This is a genomic window from Mucilaginibacter sp. (assembly GCF_965201005.1).
Classification (GTDB): domain Bacteria; phylum Bacteroidota; class Bacteroidia; order Sphingobacteriales; family Sphingobacteriaceae; genus Mucilaginibacter_A.
In genome coordinates this window covers 881400-898589 of record NZ_OZ241747.1, presented here as the reverse complement: position 1 = coordinate 898589, position 17190 = coordinate 881400, and the positions used below count along the sequence as shown (strand labels likewise).

At 41.4% G+C, this 17190-nt stretch carries 12 protein-coding genes and 1 tRNA gene; 4 read left to right on the top strand and 9 right to left on the bottom strand.

The features are described from left to right. Nucleotides 1-113 precede the first annotated feature (113 nt). From ACOFKR_RS04040 to murA, 4 genes are all read left to right on the top strand, one after another. Complete coding sequence (locus tag ACOFKR_RS04040) at nucleotides 114-1532, top strand: tetratricopeptide repeat protein (RefSeq protein ID WP_419802742.1); 1419 nt, start codon at nucleotides 114-116, stop codon at nucleotides 1530-1532. 80 nt (nucleotides 1533-1612) lie between these two features. Then, complete coding sequence (locus ACOFKR_RS04035) at nucleotides 1613-3877, top strand: ATP-dependent helicase (protein WP_419802741.1); 2265 nt, start codon at nucleotides 1613-1615, stop codon at nucleotides 3875-3877. An 82-nt stretch (nucleotides 3878-3959) separates the two neighbouring features. Next, nucleotides 3960-4658 carry a DUF4290 domain-containing protein gene (locus tag ACOFKR_RS04030; protein ID WP_419802740.1) on the top strand — a complete coding sequence of 233 codons (699 nt, stop codon included), beginning with the start codon at nucleotides 3960-3962 and terminating at the stop codon, nucleotides 4656-4658. Between the two features lie 29 nt (nucleotides 4659-4687). Further along, nucleotides 4688-5992 (top strand): UDP-N-acetylglucosamine 1-carboxyvinyltransferase, encoded by a 1305-nt coding sequence (murA, locus tag ACOFKR_RS04025; protein ID WP_419802739.1) that lies wholly within the window; start codon nucleotides 4688-4690, stop codon nucleotides 5990-5992. Nucleotides 5993-6070: 78 nt separating this feature from the next. Here murA and ACOFKR_RS04020 read toward each other — a convergent pair whose 3' ends face one another. The 9 genes from ACOFKR_RS04020 to ACOFKR_RS03980 form a co-directional block, all read right to left on the bottom strand. Then, nucleotides 6071-7432 (bottom strand): pyridoxal-phosphate dependent enzyme, encoded by a 1362-nt coding sequence (locus ACOFKR_RS04020; protein ID WP_419802738.1) that lies wholly within the window; start codon nucleotides 7430-7432, stop codon nucleotides 6071-6073. A gap of 59 nt (nucleotides 7433-7491) precedes the next feature. Further along, the gene (locus tag ACOFKR_RS04015; RefSeq protein WP_419802737.1) at nucleotides 7492-8355 is read right to left on the bottom strand and encodes an AMP nucleosidase; all 864 of its coding nucleotides are present in this window, start codon (nucleotides 8353-8355) and stop codon (nucleotides 7492-7494) included. Between the two features lie 65 nt (nucleotides 8356-8420). After that, on the bottom strand, nucleotides 8421-9674 hold the full coding sequence (clpX, locus tag ACOFKR_RS04010; RefSeq protein WP_419802736.1) for an ATP-dependent Clp protease ATP-binding subunit ClpX: 1254 nt from the start codon (nucleotides 9672-9674) through the stop codon (nucleotides 8421-8423). A 15-nt stretch (nucleotides 9675-9689) separates the two neighbouring features. Further along, nucleotides 9690-10391, bottom strand: coding sequence for an ATP-dependent Clp endopeptidase proteolytic subunit ClpP (gene clpP / locus ACOFKR_RS04005; protein ID WP_419802735.1), 702 nt, complete (start codon nucleotides 10389-10391; stop codon nucleotides 9690-9692). Nucleotides 10392-10470: 79 nt separating this feature from the next. Continuing rightward, a complete protein-coding gene (gene tig / locus ACOFKR_RS04000) occupies nucleotides 10471-11820 on the bottom strand; it encodes a trigger factor (protein WP_419802734.1) in 1350 nt (449 codons plus the stop codon). 69 nt (nucleotides 11821-11889) lie between these two features. Then, nucleotides 11890-11971, bottom strand: a tRNA-Leu gene (locus ACOFKR_RS03995). Nucleotides 11972-12119: 148 nt separating this feature from the next. Then, a complete protein-coding gene (gene bshA, locus ACOFKR_RS03990; RefSeq protein WP_419802733.1) occupies nucleotides 12120-13259 on the bottom strand; it encodes an N-acetyl-alpha-D-glucosaminyl L-malate synthase BshA in 1140 nt (379 codons plus the stop codon). Nucleotides 13260-13556: 297 nt separating this feature from the next. Then, the gene (locus ACOFKR_RS03985) at nucleotides 13557-15386 is read right to left on the bottom strand and encodes a serine hydrolase domain-containing protein (RefSeq protein ID WP_419802732.1); all 1830 of its coding nucleotides are present in this window, start codon (nucleotides 15384-15386) and stop codon (nucleotides 13557-13559) included. Beyond that, nucleotides 15370-17043 carry an amidohydrolase gene (locus ACOFKR_RS03980; RefSeq protein ID WP_419802731.1) on the bottom strand — a complete coding sequence of 558 codons (1674 nt, stop codon included), beginning with the start codon at nucleotides 17041-17043 and terminating at the stop codon, nucleotides 15370-15372. Before ACOFKR_RS03980 ends, ACOFKR_RS03985 begins: the two co-directional genes overlap by 17 nt. Between the last annotated feature and the right edge of the window lie 147 nt (nucleotides 17044-17190).

Genomic DNA, 17190 nt, shown 5'->3' with positions numbered 1-17190 from the left:
ATGTTACCGGTTGCAGTAAAAACTTAACGTTGATAATTGAAAATTTTCTTTAGTTTGTTGTTATCAAGCCAATTCAAGTGAAATACAAAATTTTGATATTTAGCTTATTGTTTTTGTCTTTTACAAAAGATGAACAAAATACTGATGGCAAAAAAAAATCACAACAAGCCCAGGCAATCCTGCGCATTGATTCAATTAATAAAGATGCTTTTAGCTACCGGTTAACAGATCCGCATAAAACAATTAAAGTTGCAAACGAAGCATTGTTTCTTTCAAAGAAAATCAATTACTTAGATGGTGAAGGCGAAGCTTGCAGGGTGATCGGGATTGGAAATTATTATTTAAGCGACTATCAGGAAGCTTTAAACAACTACTTAAAAGCAATAGCTTCTTTTGAGCAAAACAACAATTACAAAGGTGTAGGGAAAGTTTACAACAACATTGGCAACTTGTATCTTTTAAATGATTACGACAAGGCTTTAGAATATTATAACAAATCATTGGCACTTGCCGAAAAGTACAGCCCCGAAGCGGTTGCCGGCATCTATTTGAACATTGGCATTATCAAAACCAAAAAGAAAGATTATAATGCCGCTTTAGAAAAATTTGAAATCAGTTTAAAAACATTCAGGGAAGAGAATAACGAAGAATTGATTATCCAGTGCCTGCAGGATTTTGGAGAGGCTTACAACGGTTTAAAACAATATCAAAAAGCAGAAGCTGTACTAAATGAAGCATTGGTAAAAGCCAAAGCCCGGAACTTTAATTACACCATCGGCAGTATTGAACTGAGTTTAGCAAACGTTTATCTGCGGCAGGACAAATTTGAGGCGGCAAAAGAAGCATTGGAAAATGGTTATAAATATACCCAGACTTCAAAAAACCACGATCTGCAAAACGATTTCAACTATGCTTTCTTCCAGTTAGAATATAAGAAAAAAAATTATTTTGCGGCTTTAAATTACCTGAAAAAAAACAACAGTCAGGACAGTGCCTATTATCGGCAAGCGTTTTCAAGAAGGATCAGCTTGGCTTCAGATTTGTTTAACCAGCTGGAAAACCGCCGAAAAAACGAGCGTATTATTGCACATCAAAAATATGTGAGTGTGTTTTTAACTGCGGCAGCAATTGTGGCCGTGCTATTGGCTGCTGTTGTTTTTTTAATGATTATCAATATCAAAAGAACCAGGGACAGCAACAAGGAACTTACCCGTTTAAACCTGGAAGTTTCGGCCCAAAAAGAAAATTTGGATCAAATTAACCACCGGCAGGAAGACATTATTAAGGAACGCACTAAAGATTTAACAGAAAAAAACAAAACCCTGTCGGAATATTCCCTGCATTTATCACACCATGTCCGCGGGCCGATTGCCACGTTAAAAGGTATTATTTATTTGCAGGAAAATGAGCTGATCGACCGGGAAGAATGCATTGAACTGATCAGAAAATGTGTTTTTAATATTGATGAGGAAATCATCAGTATGAACAAAAACCTGAACAACAACCCGAACCTTAACCCGGACGAAATATAATTTTACCCTGATAAAAGAAGCATCGCTGCCAAAACTCCGGCGCAGATTTTTAATTTTGCGTATAAATTAAGGAGATTATTTTGGAATATTTAAAAGGCTTAAACCCTTCGCAAAGAGCTGCTGTGGAATGTGTAAAAGGGCCGGTAATGATCATTGCCGGTGCAGGGTCCGGCAAAACAAGAGTAATTACTTATCGTGTGGCACACCTGATCAGGCAAGGCGTTGATGCTTTTAATATACTGGTTTTAACTTTTACCAATAAAGCGGCACGCGAAATGCGCGACCGGATTACAAGCGTTGTTGGCACCGAAGCAAAGAATATCTGGATGGGCACTTTCCACTCGGTTTTTGCAAAGCTGCTTCGGGTGGAGGCTAATAAAATCGGTTACCCGTCAAACTTTACCATTTATGATACCGATGACAGCAAAAGTTTATTGCGCGCCATCCTGAAAGAAATGAACCTGGACGATAAATTATACAGTGCCAACTTTGTTTACAACCGGATTTCTGCCGCCAAAAATAATTTGATTTCCTGGCAGGAATATCAGCAGAACGACCAGATCCAGGCGGATGATTTTTCGGGCGGACGCGGGCAGTTAGGCAAAATTTATGAAACTTATGCCGTTAGATGTTTTCGTGCCGGTGCGATGGATTTTGATGATTTGCTTTTTAAAACTAATGAACTGCTGAAAACGCATCCGGAAACGCTGTACAAATACCAGAATAAGTTTAAATACTTAATGGTTGATGAGTACCAGGACACTAATTATTCGCAATATTTAATTGTGAAAAGACTGGCGGCCATCAACGAAAACATTTGTGTGGTTGGTGATGATGCGCAAAGTATTTATGCTTTCCGCGGCGCAAACATCCAGAATATTTTAAATTTTGAGAAGGATTATCCTGATCTGAATGTATTTAAACTGGAGCAGAATTATCGCTCGACCCAAAATATTGTTAACGTAGCCAACAGCATCATCGCTAACAATAAAGATCAGCTTAAAAAAACGGTTTATTCTGAGAAAGAACACGGCGACAAAATTAAAGTAATGCGTGCCTTCAGCGATAATGAAGAAGGTAAAATGGTGGCCGAAGGTATCCAGCAGGAACATGCCAATAAAGGTATCCGCTGGAACGATTTTGCTATTTTATACCGCACCAACGCGCAATCCAGATCTATGGAGGAAGCGTTGCGCAAACTTAATATCCCCTATAAAATTTACGGCGGCTTGTCTTTTTATCAGCGTAAAGAGATCAAAGATTTGATTGCCTATTTCCGGCTAACCTACAATCCGCATGATGAAGCGGCACTGAAACGCGTAATAAACTATCCTAAAAGAGGCATCGGTGACACCACGGTTGACCGCTTGATTGTTGCCGCCAATCAGAACCAGATCAGTTTGTGGGAAGCGATTACCGATCCGGAAAAATATTTGGACGGGCGCACGGCTACAACTGTAAGCAATTTTGTGGTGATGATCCAAAGTTTCCAAGTGATTACGCAAACCATGTCGGCCTATGAAGCGGCTTTGCACATTGCCCAGCATTCGGGTTTGTTAAAAGATTTGTACGAAGATAAATCGGTAGAAGGCCTGAACCGGCACGAAAACATCCAGGAATTACTGAACGGTATCAAAGAATTTTCTGAACGCGAAGATATTGAAGAAAAAGGCCTGGATGTTTTTTTGCAGGATATTGCGCTGCTCACCAACGATGACAACGACAAAAAACCGGATGCAGATACGGTTTCGCTAATGACAATTCATTCATCAAAAGGCTTAGAATTTCCGCATGTTTTTGTGGTTGGCCTGGAAGAAAATTTATTTCCATCACAACTGTCGCTCAATTCAAGAAGTGATTTGGAGGAAGAACGCCGCTTGTTTTATGTAGGCGTTACACGGACGGAACACAAACTGACTTTAAGTTACGCAACTTCCCGTTTCAAATTCGGAACATTGATCAATTGCGAACCAAGCCGTTTTTTGGATGAAATCGATGCCAGGTTTTTAGAACTGGATTACAGCGCAAAACCGGTTTCTTCCGGAAACCCGTTTTTTGATAGCCCGAAACCTGGCAACAGTGATTCTTTTTCTAAACCGAAAATGGCTTCGGCACCAAAAACAACTTCGGTTTTGGCAAAAGCACATGTGCCAACTGCTGGTTTTGCGCCATCAGACATGAACAAGCTGCAAACCGGAATGGAAGTGGAACATGAACGTTTTGGTTTTGGCAAAGTAATCAATCTGGAAGGCAACAAACCGGACATTAAAGCAACAATATTTTTTAAAGAACTTGGACAGAAGCAATTGTTGCTTAAATTTGCAAAACTTCGTATTGTAGAATAGCTTTTTTATTCCTGTTTAAAGTAAATTAACGCTTTAAACAAATTCTTCCGTATAAAAGAAGCATTACCATTAATTGGAAAAAATGACTTTTGATTATAATTCATCCCGCAGCAAATTAATCCTGTCTGAATATGGCCGCAACGTGCAAAACATGGTTAAATACATCGTTGCGCTGCCCACCAAAGAAGAACGCAACCGCTATGCCAACGTAGTGATTGATTTGATGGGTTTTTTGAACCCGCATTTGCGCGATGTGGCAGATTTTAAACATAAACTTTGGGACCATTTGCATATTATTTCGGAATTTAAGATCGATGTGGACGCGCCTTACCCAAAGCCAACGCAGGAAGCCATCCATTTTAAGCCGGAACCTTTAAACTATCCGAACCAGAGGATCAGCTTTAAACATTATGGCAAAACAATTGAACTGATGATTGAAAAAGCCCGGACGATTGAAGACGGGCCGCGCCGCCAGCACATGGTACAGGCAATTGCCAATTTTATGAAGATGGCTTACGTAACCTGGAACAAGGATTCTGTGGCCGATGATACTATTTTAAATGATCTCAGGGTTTTATCAAAAGGAGAACTGAAACTGGAAGAAAACGTTAACCTGAACCGGGTTGAATACCGCACGCCGGTAGCACAAAACACCAGCCGTGCGCGTGCAGGCAGCAACCAAAACCAGAACAATAAAGGCCGCCAGAACAACAATAACCCGCGGCACGCGCAAAACAATAACCGAAACCGAACCAACAATAACCCGGGCAGAAAATTTTAATACTGTTTTTACCGGGTAAATTTTAGATTATGAGTGCATTTGAAATTTGGGGCGGCAAGCCTTTAAAAGGAGAAATTACGCCCCAGGGTGCCAAAAACGAAGCTTTACAGGTAATTTCTGCCGTGTTGCTTACGGCAGAAAAAGTAACGATCAGCAATATCCCGGATATCAAAGACGTGAACAAACTGATTGAGCTTTTGGCTGATATGGGCGTAAAAGTTGAACAAACTGCACCTGATACTTATGTTTTTCAAGCTGATGATATCAATCAGGATTTTTTTAAATCGGATGCTTTTAAACAAAAAGGCGGTGGTTTAAGAGGTTCGATTATGATTGTTGGCCCGCTTCTGGCCCGTTTTGGCAAAGCTTCTATCCCAAAACCCGGAGGCGATAAAATTGGCCGCCGACGGTTAGATACCCATTTTTTGGGTTTTGAAAAATTAGGCGCACGCTTTGAATACAACGCCACCGAAGAGTTTTTCGATGTAGATGCTTCCCGTTTACAAGGCACCGATATTTTGCTGGAGGAAGCTTCAGTAACTGGCACCGCAAATGTAGTGATGGCGGCCGTTTTGGCCAAAGGAACGACTACTATATATAATGCGGCCTGTGAACCTTATTTGCAGCAGCTTTGCAAAATGCTAAACCGGATGGGTGCCAAAATTTCGGGCATTAAATCCAACTTGTTAACGATTGAAGGCGTAGAATCTTTAAACGGAACAGATCACCGTTTGCTGCCGGACATGATCGAAATCGGTTCTTTTATCGGGTTGGCCGCCATGACGGAATCTGAAATCACCATAAAAAACGTTCAGTTTCAGGAATTAGGGATTATACCAAACACCTTTGCGCGTTTAGGGATTAAGTTTGAGTTACGTGGCGATGATCTATTTATCCCGGCACAAAAACATTACGAGATCGATACTTTTATTGACGGTTCTATTTTAACCGTTGCCGATGCGCCCTGGCCTGGTTTTACACCGGATTTGCTGAGTATTGTTTTGGTGATTGCCACCCAGGCAAAAGGTTCGGTTTTGATTCATCAGAAAATGTTTGAAAGCCGTTTGTTTTTTGTAGATAAACTGATTGATATGGGCGCGCAGATTATTCTTTGTGATCCGCATCGTGCAACGGTAATCGGCCTGGACAAAAAAGTAAAACTACGCGGTATCGAAATGACTTCGCCGGACATTCGTGCCGGTGTTTCTTTACTGATTGCCGCATTATCTGCAAAAGGAAAATCGGTCATCAGTAACATTGAACAGATAGAACGCGGTTATCAGCATATTGATAAACGTTTGATTGCTTTGGGCGCAGACATCAAACGCATTTAAACACCAATTTTTAGGTGGTAAAAGAAGCATTGTTAATAACGGCAATGCTTCTTTTACGGGGTAAAAATCAGCAATCCGCTATCCCGAAATCGCGTTGATAATATCATATTGCGTGATGATTTTGAACTTACCGCGCTCATCTTCTACCAAAACCGCTGAATTTTCTTTGTTGATTAAAGAAGAAATTTTATCAATGGAAGTATTCAAATCCACAAACGGGAACGGTGAAGTAAAAATATCTTTTACCGGATGAGATTTTAAAGAAGGGTTTTCCAGCAAAGCATCCAAAATATCACTTTCGGTAATTTTGCCGATGATCATTTCCTGCTGTGTAACCGGGATTTGCGAAATATTGAGCGATTTGATGATGCTGATCGCTTTGGAAATGCTTTCTTCCGCATCAATCGTAACGATGTCGTGGTCAGGTTCTTTGCTGATGATGCTTCTGGCGGTCAATTTTTCATTCTTGATAAAACCGCGTTCGCGCAGCCAGTCTTCGTTATACATTTTGCCCATATAACGCGAACCGTGGTCCGGGAAAATAATCACCACCACATCGCCTTCCTTAAAACGGTCTTTCATCTGCATCAAACCTGCCACAGCAGAACCGGCCGAATTTCCGGCAAAAATGCCTTCTTTACGGGCAATTTCCCGCGTCATCAAAGCAGCATCTTTATCGGTTACTTTTTCAAAATAATCAATCACCGAAAAATCAACATTTTCGGGTAAAAAATCTTCCCCAATCCCTTCGGTCAAATACGGATAGATTTCGTTTTTATCAAAAATGCCAGTCTCTTTATATTTCTTAAAAACAGATCCGTATGTATCAATCCCTAAAACCTGGATGGCTGGATTCTGCTCTTTCAAAAATTTTCCTGCACCCGAAATCGTTCCGCCTGTTCCTGCACCAACAATTAAATGGGTAATTTTTCCTTTGGTCTGTTCCCAGATTTCCGGTCCGGTCTGCTCATAATTTGCCTGCGTATTTGACGGATTATCGTACTGGTTTGGCTTCCAGGAATTCGGCACTTCCCGCTCCAAACGTGTAGAAACCGAGTAATAAGAACGCGGATCGGAAGGATCAACATTTGTTGGGCAAACAATCACTTCGGCACCAAAAGCACGCAAAGCGTCCGCCTTTTCCTTAGATTGCTTATCTGTGGTCGTAAAAATACATTTGTAACCTTTGATGACCGCCGCAATGGCTAATCCCATGCCGGTATTGCCGGAAGTACCTTCGATGATCGTTCCACCGGGTTTTAATTTGCCGCTTTTTTCCGCATCTTCGATCATTTTTAAAGCCATCCGGTCTTTGATAGAATTGCCCGGATTGGTGGTTTCTATTTTGGCCAAAACAGTTGCTTTAATTTCCTTCGGGATAATATTCAGCTTGACTAAAGGCGTGTTTCCAATCGTTTCGAGGATATTGTTGTACCACATATTGTTAGGATAATTTGGGGTGATGCTTCTTTTATCGGTATAAATTCAGTCTGATGAAACTAAAACTGCAAATGTTTTACGGTTTGGCCATGATTGATTAATTGTTTCAACGAATCAATACCTACGCGCAGGTGCGTTTCTACATATTTTTCGGTTACGGAGGAATCACTGTCGGCAGTTTTCACACCTTCCGGGATCATCGGCTGATCGGAAACCAACAGCAGCGCACCGGTTGGTATTTTGTTGGCAAATCCGGTAACAAAAACGGTTGCAGTTTCCATATCTACCGCCATACATCGCAAACTTTTCAAGTATTTTTTGAAGCTTTTATCATGCTCCCAAACACGGCGGTTGGTGGTGTAGCAGGTTCCGGTCCAATAATCACGTGCGTGTTCGCGAATTGTGGTCGAGATCGCTTTCTGAAGCGCAAAAGCAGGCAAAGCAGGCACTTCCGAAGGTAAATAATCGTTTGATGTTCCTTCTCCACGGATGGCTGCAATCGGTAAAATCAAATCACCAACATTATTTTTTCGTTTTAAACCACCGCATTTTCCTAAAAAAATCACGGCTTTTGGATGAATGGCCGTTAGTAAATCCATTACTGTGGCAGCCAGAGCACTTCCCATTCCAAAGTTAATAATGGTAATTCCATCTGCTGTTACACTTTGCATCGGTTTATCTAAACCCATAATCGGGGCATTATCATGCCACTCAGAAAACAGTTGTATGTATTTAGAAAAATTAGTCAGGATTACGTATTCCTTAAAATCATCCAGCGGCCGGCCGGTATAACGCGGCAGCCAGTTGGCCACAATGGCTTCTTTGGTTTTTAGACCTGATTTTACCGGACTTTGTACTTCTTTAATTTTATCAGATTGCTTAACAATTTCAGGATCCTTCTTAACGTCTTTTTCTTCATTCATAACGATGCTTCTTTTATCGCACAAAAATAAGCATAAAAAAACCCCGGCTTAAAACCGGGGCTTTTTTATGCAGCTTTCAACTTTTTCAAGTCCGATTTTTCAAACTTTTCTCTGGCATAATCCAGCGTAATATCGAGTTGTTTCTGGTCTCGGCTGGATGGTATTTCAAACATCGCGTCAATCATAATCGCTTCGCAGATGGATCGTAAACCACGTGCGCCCAATTTAAATTCCATTGCTTTATCTACAATATAATCTAAAACCTCCTGATCAAAATTCAATTCAACATCCTCATATTCAAACAGTTTGTTATATTGTTTAATTAAAGAGTTTTTTGGTTCGATCAAAATGGCCAGCATTGCTTTCCGGTCCAGCGGATTCAAATACGTTAAAACCGGCAAACGACCAATTAATTCCGGAATCAAGCCAAAAGCTTTCAAATCCTGTGGCGAAATGTATTTATAAAGATTTTTAAGGTCGATATCCTGATCGTCACCTTTCATTTTGTAACCTACCGTTTGCGTACGCATCCGGTTTGCAATTTTCTTTTCAATTCCGTCAAAAGCACCTCCGCAGATAAACAAAATATTGCTGGTATTAACGGTAATCATCTTCTGATCCGGGTGTTTACGCCCACCTTGCGGCGGAACATTTACCATCGTTCCTTCCAAAATTTTCAGTAATGCCTGCTGTACACCTTCACCAGAAACATCACGTGTAATTGATGGATTATCACTTTTACGGGCAATTTTATCAACCTCATCAATGTAAACAATACCGCGTTCGGCCAGCGTAACATCGTAATCTGCGGCTTGTAAAAGGCGTGTTAAAATGCTTTCCACATCTTCGCCAACATAACCGGCTTCTGTTAAAACGGTAGCATCACATATACAAAAAGGTACATTTAAAACTTTAGCAATGGTTTTAGCCAATAGAGTTTTGCCAGTTCCGGTTTCGCCAACCAAAATGATGTTTGATTTTTCGATATCAACTTCATCTTTACCAATCTTTTGATTCAACCTTTTGTAATGATTGTAAACGGCAACAGACAAAACTTTTTTAGCATCATCCTGACCAATTACATATTGATCCAGATGGGTTTTAATTTCCAGCGGCTTCAAAACCGTAGCAGGGCCATTTCCACCACCCTGCTGCGGGGATTTTACTTTGCGTAATTTTAACTCTTCGGCCAAAATATCGTTGGCTTGGTTTACGCATTTGTCACAAATATGAGCGTCCAGTCCGGCGATCAGCATTAAGGAATCCTGCTTACCGGCACCACAAAAGGAACATTTGATATCTTTACTGGTTTTGCTCATGATTTTTATTCTGAATTACTTATCGGCTTTATTACTCTTTAAAACTTCGTCAACCATACCAAATTGTTTGGCTTCTTCAGAGGTCATCCAGTAATCGCGATCAGAAGATTTTTCTACCCATTCATACGATTGTTCGGAGTGCTTGGATATAATTTCGTACAATTCTTTTTTCAAACGCAGCATTTCCCGCAGGTTGATTTCCATATCAGAAGCAACACCTTGCGCGCCACCAGATGGCTGATGGATCATCACGCGGGAATGCGGCAATACGGCCCGTTTGCCTTTTGTTCCGGCGCAAAGCAAAACTGCAGCCATGGAAGCAGCCATTCCGGTACAAATGGTAGCCACATCGTTGGAAATAAACTGCATGGTATCATAGATCCCCAAACCTGCATACACAGAACCGCCCGGAGAATTGATATAGATTTGAATATCTCTTTTGGCATCTGTAGATTGGAGGAACAGCAGCTGCGCCTGTATGATGTTTGCATTCTGATCCATCACGGCATCACCCAAAAAGATAATCCTGTCCATCATTAAACGCGAAAACACGTCCATTTGGGCTACGTTTAGCTGGCGTTCCTCGATGATGTAAGGCGTCATGCCGGTTGGCAACTGCGTGTTTTCTACACCGGCTATAAATTTATCTACATAAATACCGTTGATGCGGTGATGCTTAACGGCATATTTTCTGAACTCTTTTTTATCTATTTGCATATCTCTATAAAAAAACAATGGTTATCCAATTCATCGTTTTACTGAGCCGGATAACCATTAACTTTTAATTTTGTTAAGTTTATTCCAGCTTTTTAAACGCTGTGTTATCGATTTCTTTTTTGTCTAAAGTAACAACTGTTTTGAGGTAATCAAAAACTTTCAATGCTTTTACTTCTTCAAAAATTTTATTTGCGTTGTCCTTATTTTGTAAAAATTGTACGGTGTACTGGCCTAACTGCTCTTCATCCAAAGCTTGCGGACTGTACATCCTGAATTGTGCGTCCAAACGTTGTTTTGCCGCCTGAAAAACTTCTTCATATTTTATTTCGATGTTGTTGTCTTTGATGATTTTGTTTTCAATCAAAGTCCATTTCAGGTTTTTTGCGAAATCAGCGTAACCTTCTTCCAGTTCCTGGTCGCTTACTTTTTCATTTGTTACTTTCAGCCATTTTTTCAAAAATCCGTCCGGCAGTTCAAAGTTGACTTTGCTCAATACAAAATTATAAAGTTCGTCCTGCAATTTACGATCTGCATCTTGCGCCATCATTGCTTCCTGCTCTTCCGCAATTTTTACACGGAACTCTTCTTCGTTATGAACCACATCTTCGCCAAATAGCTTGTCAAAAAACTCCTGGTTCAAATCAGATTCTTCCAAACGGTTTACATTTTTTACCGTTAGCTGGAAGTTCGATTTCAAATCCGCAGCTTCTACTTCTTCAATCTTTAATAAACCGGCAATTTTAGCGGCATCGTTATTAAATGCTTTGTTGATATCGAAAGTAACTACATCTCCTTTTTTCAGGCCAATCAAAGAACTTTTTACTTCTTCATCTGCAATTTGCTCAATGCGGACTGAGGTTGTATTGGTTATACCACCTTCAAAAACAGAACCATCAGGGGAAAGCTGCTTCAATTCTGAATACAGCACGTCATCATCTGCCGATACGTCAGGGTTTGTCATTTTACCATAGCTTCTGCGGATGTTTTTGATGCGCGCCTGCAAGGTTTCATCGTCAATTTTGACAACATATTGCGGCACTACATCGGCAGCAGAAAAATCTAAAGTAAAGTCAGGGGCCAAACCTACTTCATAATTAAACTCGTAATCTTCGGTAAAATCCCAGTTAAAAGTTTTGTCGTTATCATCTTCTTTTGGCAGCGGCTGGCCCAAAACTTCCAGTTGGTTTTCGGTGATGTAATTATTTAAAGAATCAGAAAGCAAATGGTTGATTTCATCAACCAGAATACTTTTGCCATACATTTTTTTGATATGCGCTGCCGGAACCATACCCGGACGAAAGCCTGGCATTTTTGCTTTTTTGGCCTGTTCTTTAATCGCTTTTTCTACACGTGCCTGGTAATCTTCCTGGTTAATTTTGATGTTCAAAACGGCGTTTAGATCATCTATCTTTTCTTGTGTGATATTCATTGTGTTGGAACTGTTTTTATAGGTTAAAAAAATTCCTCCGCCAGGTTTTAAATGACGGAGGAAAGCAAGTGCGGAAGAAGGGACTCGAACCCCCACGCCGTGAAGCGCCAGATCCTAAGTCTGGTGCGGCTACCAATTACGCCACTTCCGCCTGTTTAGGATTATTTTTTGCAAAAGTAAATTTTTATTGTGAATAATAAAATGTTAAATTTTTATTTCTGAGGAAGTTGTTTACTGATTTTTACCCGATAAAAGAAGCATCCTGTTTAAACTATAATGCTTCTTTTACCAGTATAAAATTAGGCAGATACTTTAGAGCGTTCAATTACTTCGCGGTAGTAATCTTCATACAAAGGCAAAATCAAACTCAGGTCAAATTCTTTGGCGCGGGCCAAAGCGTTGTCTTTAAATTCCTGCAAACGCACGTCATCCTCCAAAATATAAACTGCTTTTTCGGCCATGGTTTTTACATCGCCAACGTTGGTCATAAACCCGGTTACGCCATCCACGTTTAATTCCGGTATTCCGCCGGTGTTAGAACTGATTACCGGGACTTTGCAGGCCATGGCTTCCAGCGCGGCCAAACCAAAACTTTCTGATTCGGAGGGCATCAAAAATAAATCCGCAACAGATAAAATCTCTTCTACCGCTTCCTGTTTCCCCAGAAAACGAACGTTATCGGTTACGTTCAAATCCCGGCATAACTGCTCGCACATAGAACGTTCCGGCCCATCGCCCACCATCAATAATTTGGAAGGGATTTGCTTGTTCACAATGGCAAAAAGCTTAATCACATCTTCCGTTTTTTTCACTTTGCGGAAGTTGGAAGTATGCACCAAAATCTTCTCTCCGGCAGGTGCAATGGCTTTTTTAAAATGATCTTTTGCTTTTTTGCTGAACCGTCTTAAATCGATAAAATTCGGGATCACGCGGATTTCGTTTTCAATATCAAAAAAATCAAGCGTGTCTTTTTTCAAACTTTCTGAAACGGCCGTTACCCCGTCAGACATGTTGATGGAAAAAGTAACAACCGGTTTAAACGTGCGGTCTTTGCCAACTAAGGTAATATCCGTGCCGTGCAAAGTGGTTACAAAAGGGATATGAACGCCATAAGTTTTCAAAATCTGCTTGGCCAGATAAGCCGCCGAAGCGTGCGGAATAGCATAATGCACGTGCAATAAATCCAGGTTTTCAAACCTAACCACATCAACTATTTTGCTGGTCAACGCTATTTCGTAAGGGGCATAATCAAACAGCGGATATTTGGAAACGGCAACCTCGTGGTAAAAAAGGTTTTCCGAGAAAAAATCCAGCCTTGCAGGCTGGTTATAGGTGATAAAATGAACCTGATGGCCGTTATCTGCCAGGGCTTTCCCTAATTCGGTGGCAACCACACCACTGCCACCAAAAGTAGGATAACAAACAATACCTATTTTCATAATCTGAAATAATAGGCAAATCTAAATGTTTAAATTTTGCATAAAATGTACCTTATGTAAATTTACCATCGGGGCAATACTTGCAGGCCGATAACTTTTAGTTGCTGATTTTTTGCTTTTAAGAACCTGTTTAAATTTTATTGTTTTTTATTAGATGCTTCTTTTATCACCCCAAAAACAGCAAATGTCAATGCTTCTTTTATCGGTATAAAATGCAAAAACAAGATTTACAGGCATAAAAGAAGCATCAATTTTTTCTGATAAAATTTCAACAGGCCATGAGGTTAAAAACTTTTTTTATAAGCCTTTTTGGATGGATTCGTAAATTGCATCCTGTACCCTTCTGCGGATGCCTAAATCGGACAACTTGTTTGTTACTTTTGGGTTGACGCGGTTGGATAAGAAAACGTAAACCAGGTTATATTTCGGATCAACCCAAAAGCAGGTTCCGGTATAGCCGGTGTGGCCATAAGTTTGATCGGAAGCCATTACCGATGGATAACGTGTAGCGCGGTTTGGGTCCCAGCGGTCAAAACCTAAACCTCTGCGGCTCACATCGGATTGTTTTGCAGTGAAAAGATCAACTGTTTCCGGTTTAAAATACTGCACGCCGCCGTAAGTTCCACGGTTCAAAATCATCTGGTACAAAATGGCCAGATCATTGGCACTGGCAAATAAACCCGCATGGCCGGAAACGCCGCCAAGCAATCCGGCACCCTGATCGTGCACATAACCAATCAGCAATTGGCGGCGGAAACCCATATCGTTTTCAGTTGGGACAATCTGGTTTTGCGGGAAACGGTTTAATGGCAAAAACCCGGCGGTTTGCATCCCCAAAGGCGCATAAAAGTTTTGCTGTACAAAAACGTTGAGCGGCGTGGCAGAAATCGTTTCTACGATTTCCTTCATAAAATACATGCTCAAATCACTGTAAACATATTTTCCACGGGTTTTAAGCGGAGATTTGAGCATGTCCGGCCAGATCACATCTTTAAAATAATCTTTTTTCAGGTAAAAATGATCCGCCACTTTGGTAGGGAACGCTGCCGAGGAATCCGTGCTCCTATTTTCCGCTTTTAATTTTTCCCAGGTAACAATGTCTGGCACCATGCCGGATTGATGCGTTAAAAACTCGCGCACCTTAATGTCATTTTTATTCGTGTTTCGGGCCAAAGCCAGATAACTTCCAGCCGTAGAATCCAGATTGAGTTTGCCTTCATCATACAGCTTCATCACATCCATGGTAGTGGCCGCTACTTTGGTAACGGATGCCAGATCAAAAATATCCGTGATTTTATCCTTTAAAGTATCCGTATAAGTGTGCGTACCGTAACCTTTATCAAAAATCACTTTTCCGTTCCTGGCCACCAAAACCACTGCGCCGGGCGTTGCTTTTGCACGGATGGCCTCGGCCATAATTTCATCAATACTGTTGTTCAGATTATCTGCATTGATACCAACTTCCTCCGGAACGGTGTATGCCAAACGTGTTTGCACCGTTTCCGCACCATCGCCTTTTTGGTATTTTGCATCAATACTGGTTTTCAATTTTTGCGTTGCGCCAACGCCGCCAAAAATCAGCTGAGCTGCATAATTGGCCGCAACCGGCGAATTGACGGGCGACCAGACCAATACTGTTTTTAGCACATTAAAACTGGCGGGCAATTGTGTGGTGCCAAAGCAGGCAACAATCAGGTTTTTTTGCTGATTTATGGTGGATAAAAACAGCATCAGGGCCGGGTTTTCCAAATCCTGTTTGTTAAGCTGAACGATTACGGTAGTATAAAACTTCAGGTCAAAAACCAGATTATCAAGCGTTTTCGGACTGCCATAAGCCGCGGCATCAAAAGAAGAAACTTTTGCATACTTATTCAGCAAACTATCAAAAACCAGTGTGTTCTCAAAATTAAAATGCACGCTGGCGATTTTTTGCTGATCCAAATTTTTGACCGGCACAACCTGGTTTTGGTTGTTCAGTAAAACCGTAGAACTTTCAATGCTTCTTTTAGCAGCTAAAAAACCCTGGTTTTGCTGATGCGGGCTTGGCACCTGCGCACAAGCAGAACTCAGGGCTGTTATCGCCCACAATAAACTGTAAAATCCTTTGCGTTTAACGTTTATAGACATTTTCTCCGTTGATATAAGTTTGAAGCACTTTTACTTTTGGCAGTCCGCTGCCTTTTACCTGCATTAAATCCTGGTCCAATAATACAAAATCGGCCAGTTTTCCGGGTTCGATGCTGCCGCGGTCGTTTTCCTGAAAATTGGCTTTTGCCGCCCAGATTGTCATTCCGCGGATGGCTTGTTCCCTTGTCAAAGCATTTTCTTTTTGAAAACCTCCTTCGGGGAAACCTTTTAAATCTTTCCGCTCAACCGCGGCATAAAACGTGTAAATTGGACTGATATTTTCTACCGGAAAATCCGTGCCCAGCGGCAGCCAGCCGTTTTGCTGCAGCAATTGCCGGTAGGCGTATGCTGTTTTTATACGTGTTTTTCCCAAACGTTGTACGGCCCAACCCATATCCGAAGTGGCGTGCGTAGGTTGTACGGACGGGATGATATTATTCTCACCAAAAAGCTTAAAATCCGCCGGATCGATAATTTGCGCATGTTCAATCCGCCACCGCCGGTCGTTTTTTCCTTTTAAGACGCTGGCATAAATTTTCAGCATCATGCGGTTGGCAGAATCACCGATGGCGTGCGTGCACATCTGGAAACCCTTATCGGCCAGCAACTTGGCAATATCCTGAAAATGTTGTTTCGGACTGCGTAAAAACCCGTTCCATTTGGGCTGATCGGTGTATGGTTTCAGCAAACATGCGCCTCTCGAACCCAAAGCACCATCGGCATAAACCTTAACCGAACTTACGTTTAAACGCGGCGTTTTGATGGCTCCGTTTTTAAACAGATAATCCAGGTTTTGCGGGCTGTCAGACAACATTACAAACAGCCGCATCTTTAAATCGCCGCGGTTTTGCAACTGGCGGATGTTGCTGATCAGCGGATAATCCAGCCCGCAATCGGCAACAGAAGTCAGGCCAACCGCAAAACAATTTTGCTGCGCGTGCAAAAAAGCATTGTTGGTTTGCTCATCCGTAGCGGCTGGGATTTTGTGCGTGATCAGGTTAACGGCATTATCTACCAAAATACCGGTCAGTTTGCCTTTAACCGTTTCTATTTCACCTCCGTCAATTTTTTGGTTTGGTTTGATACTTGCAATATTTAACGCCGCCTGATTGGCAATGGCCGCATGCCCGTCAACCCGCGTTAGCAAAACCGGCCGCTCCGGGAACAAGACATCCAGTTGCTGCTTGTTCGGAAACTGTTTGCTTTTCCACAAATTTTGGTCCCAGCCATTGCCGATCACCCAGCCTTCGGTATTCGCTTCTGCAAAATGTTTTACCGAATCCACCAATGCAGCCCAATTGTCAATCCCTTTTAAATCAACGGATTGCAAATCCATGCCATAACGATAAAAATGCGTATGCGCATCAATAAAACCAGGGAAAACGGATTTTCCGGCCGCATCCAATACTTCTTTTGCCAGGTAATTTTTCTCCAGGTCGGCGGTTTTGCCAACAGCCAAAATTTTTCCATCCTTCACAGCAAAAGCTTCAGCAACGGCAAACTGCTTGTTCACGGTATAAACGCGGGCATTTTTCACCAGTAGATCAGCATTAAATTCTTTCTTCCGACGGCAAGAAAACACCGATAAAAGAAGCATCAGGGCACATGCTGTTTTTATCGGTATAAATTTGTGTTTCAGGGCTGAGGTTATGGTCATGTTCTGATCGGTCGGTCGTTTTAATTTGCAGCGATAAGGTTTTACAGGATAATGATCGGCAAAAAAATTGTCATTTCAACTTAAATTATAGATATGCAAAACTACATCTGCGCGGCAAAGCTGCGAAGTTATGCGATCATTTTTTTA